Genomic DNA, 6,072 nt, shown 5'->3' with positions numbered 1-6,072 from the left:
ATCCTGACCTCAAGGGCTTCCTGGCGTTCGGCAGCCAGGGTCCGATCGGCGCGGGCCGCGCAATCGAAGAACGGCGCAGGACCGGAGAAATCTTTGTGCTGGGACCGTTTTCGCCGGGTCAGGGACAAAAGCTCATTAAGTCCGGTGCCATTTCCGGCGGCTTCATGTGGAATCCGAAGCAGGCAGGTGAAGTGTTTGTCACCTTGGCCGACAAGCTCATGAAGGGCGAAAAACTGAAAGATGGTGACGATATCGAAGGTCTCGGTGTAATCCACCCTGACGTCGAGAACCACAACATCATCGTCGACCAGCTTGTGCCGATCAACAAGGAAACCGTGGCCGATCTGGCCAAGATGGGTCTTTGATCAGCACTGGTTCTGCTGCCGGTGTGGCTACGCCGGCAGCGTCAAGTCTCCGATTTTGACAGGCACCTATAATGGCAGACATTCCGGGCACGGGCGCGAAGCCCCTCTTGTCGTTGCAAAACATCAATATGACCTTCGGCGGCATCAAGGCGCTCAAGAATGTGAGCTTCGAGGTGCTGCCGGGCGAAGTCCATTGCCTTGCCGGAGAAAACGGATCCGGCAAGAGCACCCTCATCAAGATCATAACCGGCGTCTATCGGCCCGAGGACGGCGCCGTCATCGAATATGACGGGCAAACCTATTCGCATATGTCTCCCGTTACTGCCCAGGCCAGCGGAATTCAGGTAATCTGGCAGGATCTTGCCTTGTTTCCTGAAATGACCGTTGCTGAGAACATCGCGTTCCAGACCGTGATCGGCCGCTGGCCGCGGTTCGTGAACTATCGCACTATGCGTGATGTCGCGGTCAAAGCGCTCAAACGCCTTGGGGTCGCGCTGGATGTCGACGCACCTTTGAAAGATTATTCGATTGCGCAGCGCCAGATCGTGGCTATTGCCCGCGCGCTTGTCGGCGAAGCGAAGCTCGTTTTCATGGATGAACCGACAGCTTCGCTGACGCAGTCCGAAACCGATCATCTGATCGAGATCGTCCGCTCATTGTCGGCGTCGGGTGTCGCAGTCGTATTCGTCAGCCATCGTCTGGCCGAAGTGCTGGAAATCTCCAACCGTCTCACAGTGCTGCGTGATGGCGCCCTGGTCGGCGTTTACCCCGTGKAAGGAATGACGCAGTCACGTGTTACAGAACTCATGACCGGCAAGAATTTCGATCAGCAGGTGCGGGCAAAGTCAGTTCGCGATAATCCGATCGTTCTCGAGGTCAAGAGGCTTTCGCGCCCCGGTCAGTTTCACGATATTTCGTTCAACGTGCGGAGCGGTGAAACCCTCGGCATAACCGGCCTGCTCGGCGCAGGACGCACGGAACTCGCGCTCGCGCTCTTCGGCATGCTGAAGCCCCGGTCCGGGTCCGTCTCTTTGCACGGAAAGCCGGTACGCTTTTCATCGAACCGCGACGCGATCAAGGCGGGCATCGCCTATCTCTCCGAAGACCGCCTGTCGCTTGGGCTTATTCAGCCGCAATCGATCGCCGACAATCTGGTGATAGCCTCGCTTGATCGCATCAAATCCGGCGGGCTCTTGTCCGATGAACGAAAACGCCAGCTGGTTGCGCGGTGGATCGCTGATCTTGGCGTCAAGATCGGCAGACAGAGCGATGCGGTCTCGACCCTCTCGGGCGGCAACCAGCAGCGGATTGCGATCGCCAAATGGCTGGCCACTGACCCGAAGCTCCTCATCCTCGATGCGCCGACCGTCGGCGTCGATGTGGGCGCGCGCGCCGGCATCTTCGAAATCGTGGCGAAGCTCGCCGAAAGCGGCCTTGCCATTATCCTGATCTCGGATGAGGTTCCTGAAGTTTATTTCAACGCGGACCGGGTCCTGCACATGGCGCAAGGCCAGATTGCGGGATGGTTCGATCCGCAGTCGTGCAGCCTTCAGGACATCGAGGCCGCCGTCTATGCGTAAGCTCGTTCAATCCCACGCGACCGAGTTCGCGTTGCTCGCCGTGATCGCGGCCATCTGCGTGGTGCTTTCGCTGACCACGGACAGTTTCTTCTCCCTGGGCAATGCATTCGATCTGCTGAACACGAGTTCCGTCAACATCATCTTCGCCGTCGGGCTTCTGGTCGTGCTGATTGCGGGCGGCATCGATATCTCGTTCGCGGTTGCCGCATCAGTTGTTCAATACGTCACCGCCCTGATCCTCGGTTACATCGGTGGCGGCGGCTGGATAAGCGGCCTCCTCATCGCCGGCAGCCTCGGCATACTGCTCGGGGCATTCAACGCCTTCCTGATCCACCGTTTCCGCATCATCTCCATTGTCGCCACCATCGCCACCTTCAACATCTATTTCGGGCTTTTGATGTTCTTCACGCAAGGCGTATCGATCTACGATCTGCCCGATTGGCTGACTGACAGGGTGGTGTTGTTCGAACACGAGATGGCCGACGGCACATGGGCGGAAATAACCCTACCCGTCCTCGTCATGGTGATCTGTGTCGTTGCGACATGGCTGTTCATAACCCGAACCACGACCGGGCGGCAGCTATACGCATTCGGTGATAATCCGGAGGGTGCTCGCCGCTTCGGCATCAATATCGGCGCCATGCAATTCATCGCGTTCGGATGGCTCGGAATGATGGCCGGAATCGCCGGTTTGGTCCAGGCCCACTACGCGCAGGAGGTCGTGCCCAATGCCCTTTACGGGCGGGAACTCGACGTATTGGCCGCGGTCGTTCTTGGCGGCGCAAGGCTTGGCGGCGGCAAGGGATCGGTTCTGGGCTGCGTCCTCGGCGTCCTTCTCATCGCCATCACCCAGAATGGATTGAACCTCCTTGGCGTATCGCCGTTCGCCTTCAAGATGATCGTCGGCGCTATCATCCTCGTCGCCATTACGCTGTCGAACACGAGCATCGAAAAGTTGTTGCCGTTCATGCGAGGAGCCCGCCGATGAATACGGCTGTCAACCGCATAAAAGAGTTTCTCGGCCCCGAGATAGCGGGGCCGGGCCTGGCCTTCGTGGCCGTGATGCTGTTCTTCAGTCTCGCGTCTCCGCAATTCCTCAGCTCTGCAACGTTCGGATCGGTGGCGTTCCAGCTGCCGGAACTCGGGCTGCTGACCCTTGCGATGCTGCTGCCGGTTTTGACGGGCGGCCTCAACCTTGCAATTACGTTCACGGCGAACCTCGCGGGTCTCACTGTCGCCTGGGTGCTTCAAGCCAATGGCGGTGTGGACGCAGGCATGGCTTCGTTCATCCTTGGATGCATCCTGGCAATCGCCGTTGGCGCTGCGACAGGTGTCGTGATGGGTCTGGTCATCGCCTATACGCGCGCTCACCCCATTCTCGTCTCGCTGTCGATGATGATCTTTGTTCGTGGTCTTGGTGAGTTCTTGACCCGTGGCGGCGATATTTCGGGCTTTCCTGCCTTCCTGCAGCCAATAGGTCACGGCAGCCTTGCAGGTATTCCCATACCGCTCCTGATATTCATCGTGTGCGTGCTCGTCTGGCACGTGCTGTTGACGCGGCTGAAGCTCGGCTTCAACACCTATATGATTGGCTCCAACATCGACGCAGCGCGCTATTCCGGCGTCAACACCCGCAAGGTGCTTGTGCTGGTTTACACCCTCTCTGGCGCCATGTCCGCGGTGGCAGGCATCATCATGCTGGCGCGTTTCAATTCCGTGCGGGTCGGCCATGGCGAGTCTTACCTTTTGATCACCGTGCTCGCCTGCTTCCTCGGCGGCGTCAATCCGTTCGGCGGGTTCGGACGTGTAATCCCGGTTTTCGTCGCCCTGGTGGTGCTCCAGCTTCTTTCGTCGGGGCTCAACCTCATGGGAGCTAACCAGCATCTGGCAACCGCGGTCTGGGGCATCCTCCTGATCGCGGTCATGATCCTGCGTTGGCTCGCCGCTCAGCTCATGATTTTCAATCGCAGAAAAGGATAGGAAAATGTCTGTTCACGGATTTGGCGTTCACACCAGCATGTGGACGATGAACTGGGACCGCGCCGGCGCTGAGAAAGCCATTGCGGCAGCGGTGAAATACAAGATGGATTTCATCGAGATTGCGCTGCTCAACGCTCCCGCCGTCGACGCCGCACATACGCGCGCGCTTCTGGACAAGCATGAACTGCCGGCAGTCTGTTCGCTCGGCCTGCCTGAATCGGCCTGGGCCTCCGTTCGTCCGGACGCTGCAATCGAACATCTCAGGGTCGCTATCGACAAGACTGCCGAAATGGGCGCCGTGGCGCTGTCGGGCGTCATTTTCGGCGGCATTGGTGAACGGACAGGCGTGCCGCCCACGGAAGGCGAATATGATAACATTGCTCGAGTGCTCACCGCGGCGGCGAAACACGCCAAGACCCTCGGCATCGAGCTCGGCGTCGAGGCGGTCAATCGTTACGAAAACCACCTTATAAACACGGGCTGGCAGGCGGTGCAGATGGTCGAGCGCGTTGGCGCCGAAAACATCTTCGTTCACCTCGACACGTATCACATGAACATCGAGGAAAAAGGCGCTGCCAATGGCATTCTCGATGCGCGCGAACACCTGAAATATATCCACCTCTCCGAGAGCGACCGAGGGACACCAGGTTATGGCAATTGTCCGTGGGACGAGATTTATGCGGCGCTCGCGGCAATAGGTTTCAAAGGCGGGCTTGCGATGGAAAGTTTCATCAATATGCCGCCGGAAGTTGCTTACGGACTGGCCGTGTGGCGTCCCGTCGCCAAGGATGAGGCAGAAGTCATGGGCAATGGCCTGCCCTTCCTGCGCAACAAGGCGGAGCAGTACGGTCTCATCTGATCAATCGGGGCACGGCATCGATCAACACCCGCGTCGCTTCTGCTAGCGGCGCGGCCAGCACCCCTTCCGTGGTGCCGTTTTCGACGATACGGCCTTCATCCATCACGATCATCCGGTCGGCGAACGCCCGCACGACGGCAAGATCGTGGGAAATGAAGAGATAGGCGACCCCCGTCTCATCCTGCAGATCGAGAAGAAGGTTGAGGATCTGCGCCCGTACCGAAACATCGAGTGCCGATACGGGTTCGTCGAGCACGATGAGATCAGGCTTGGTCAGGATTGCCCGGGCGATAGCAACCCGCTGGCGCTGGCCACCGGAGAGTTCGAGCGGCAGCCGCCGCATGAACTCAGGGGTGAGACCAACCCGCTGCAGTGCCGTGGTGATAACGTTGTCGTAGTCATGTTTTGCGACAAGTCCATGGATCCGCAAAGGATCTTCCAGAACGCGGCGAACACTGGCGCGCGGATTGAACGCGGCCAATGCATCCTGAAACACCATCTGAAATTGCGGACGCATACGCCGCAGGGCCTCGCCATGCAACCGTGTGATATCCCGGCCATGAAGCTGGATCGAACCGGCATCCGGGTTTGCAAGCCGCATGATCAGCCGCGCCAGCGTCGTCTTGCCGGAACCCGAAGCGCCAACGATCGCCAAGGTCTCACCTTGCGCGATCGAAAAACTCACATCCTTCAGTCCTGCCGCGCCGCGATCGCCAAAGCGCTTGGCAAGATTGTTGACCTCCAGAACTGGCAATGCACGCGAGGTTTCCGTCATTGCAGCTCGCTCGCATCGATCTCGGCTAGTCGCTTACGGCGTGGCCTATCCAGCCCGATATGCGCTGCGATCAAAGCTTTCGTATAAGGATGCTCTGGTTGGCCAAGCAGCTTGGCAGCCGAACTGCACTCCACCAGCCTGCCCTTGTAAAGCACGGCAATCTGGTCGGACCGCTCTGAAGCCAGCGCGATATCGTGCGTGACGAACAGCAGCGTCAGGCCGCTATCGCGCACAAGTTCATCGAGCAGATTGACGATGTGTCTTTGGACGACCGTGTCGAGCGCGCTGGTCGGTTCGTCGGCGATGAGCAGCGAGGGATTGCCCGCCAAGGCAGCGGCAAGCGCGATACGCTGCTTCTGTCCACCAGAGAACTCATGCGGATAACTGTTGAGCCGCGAAAGAGCTTTCGGGATACGCACGCGGTCAAGCAGTTCCACCGCCCGGACCCGCGCCGATATCCAGCCTGTCCCCTCATGCGTCATGACCACTTCGGCGATCTGGTCGCCTATCTTC

Annotated in this window: 7 protein-coding genes; 5 read left to right on the top strand and 2 right to left on the bottom strand. The window is 59.1% G+C overall.

Annotated elements, in window-relative coordinates; translation table 11 throughout:
- From ACXJ5O_RS16465 to ACXJ5O_RS16445, 5 genes are all read left to right on the top strand, one after another.
- Positions 1–365: substrate-binding domain-containing protein (locus ACXJ5O_RS16465; protein ID WP_457300830.1), on the top strand; the 365-nt coding region annotated here is incomplete at its 5' end.
- Positions 366–436: 71 nt separating this feature from the next.
- Positions 437–1,945, top strand: coding sequence for a sugar ABC transporter ATP-binding protein (locus ACXJ5O_RS16460; protein ID WP_457300829.1), 1,509 nt, complete (start codon positions 437–439; stop codon positions 1,943–1,945).
- The gene (locus tag ACXJ5O_RS16455) at positions 1,938–2,933 is read left to right on the top strand and encodes an ABC transporter permease (protein ID WP_457300828.1); all 996 of its coding nucleotides are present in this window, start codon (positions 1,938–1,940) and stop codon (positions 2,931–2,933) included. Before ACXJ5O_RS16460 ends, ACXJ5O_RS16455 begins: the two co-directional genes overlap by 8 nt.
- On the top strand, positions 2,930–3,925 hold the full coding sequence (locus tag ACXJ5O_RS16450) for an ABC transporter permease (protein WP_457300827.1): 996 nt from the start codon (positions 2,930–2,932) through the stop codon (positions 3,923–3,925). Before ACXJ5O_RS16455 ends, ACXJ5O_RS16450 begins: the two co-directional genes overlap by 4 nt.
- A 4-nt stretch (positions 3,926–3,929) precedes the next feature.
- On the top strand, positions 3,930–4,784 hold the full coding sequence (locus tag ACXJ5O_RS16445) for a sugar phosphate isomerase/epimerase family protein (RefSeq protein WP_457300826.1): 855 nt from the start codon (positions 3,930–3,932) through the stop codon (positions 4,782–4,784).
- Here ACXJ5O_RS16445 and ACXJ5O_RS16440 read toward each other — a convergent pair.
- Entirely contained in the window at positions 4,777–5,559 is a 783-nt protein-coding gene (locus ACXJ5O_RS16440) for an ABC transporter ATP-binding protein (RefSeq protein WP_457300825.1), read from the bottom strand. The genes ACXJ5O_RS16445 and ACXJ5O_RS16440 overlap by 8 nt on opposite strands.
- Positions 5,556–6,072: ATP-binding cassette domain-containing protein (locus ACXJ5O_RS16435; RefSeq protein WP_457300824.1), on the bottom strand; the 517-nt coding region annotated here is incomplete at its 5' end. The genes ACXJ5O_RS16435 and ACXJ5O_RS16440, both read right to left, overlap by 4 nt.

Source organism: Phyllobacterium sp. P5_D12, from assembly GCF_054049495.1.
This window is presented reverse-complemented; position numbering and strand designations above follow the sequence as displayed.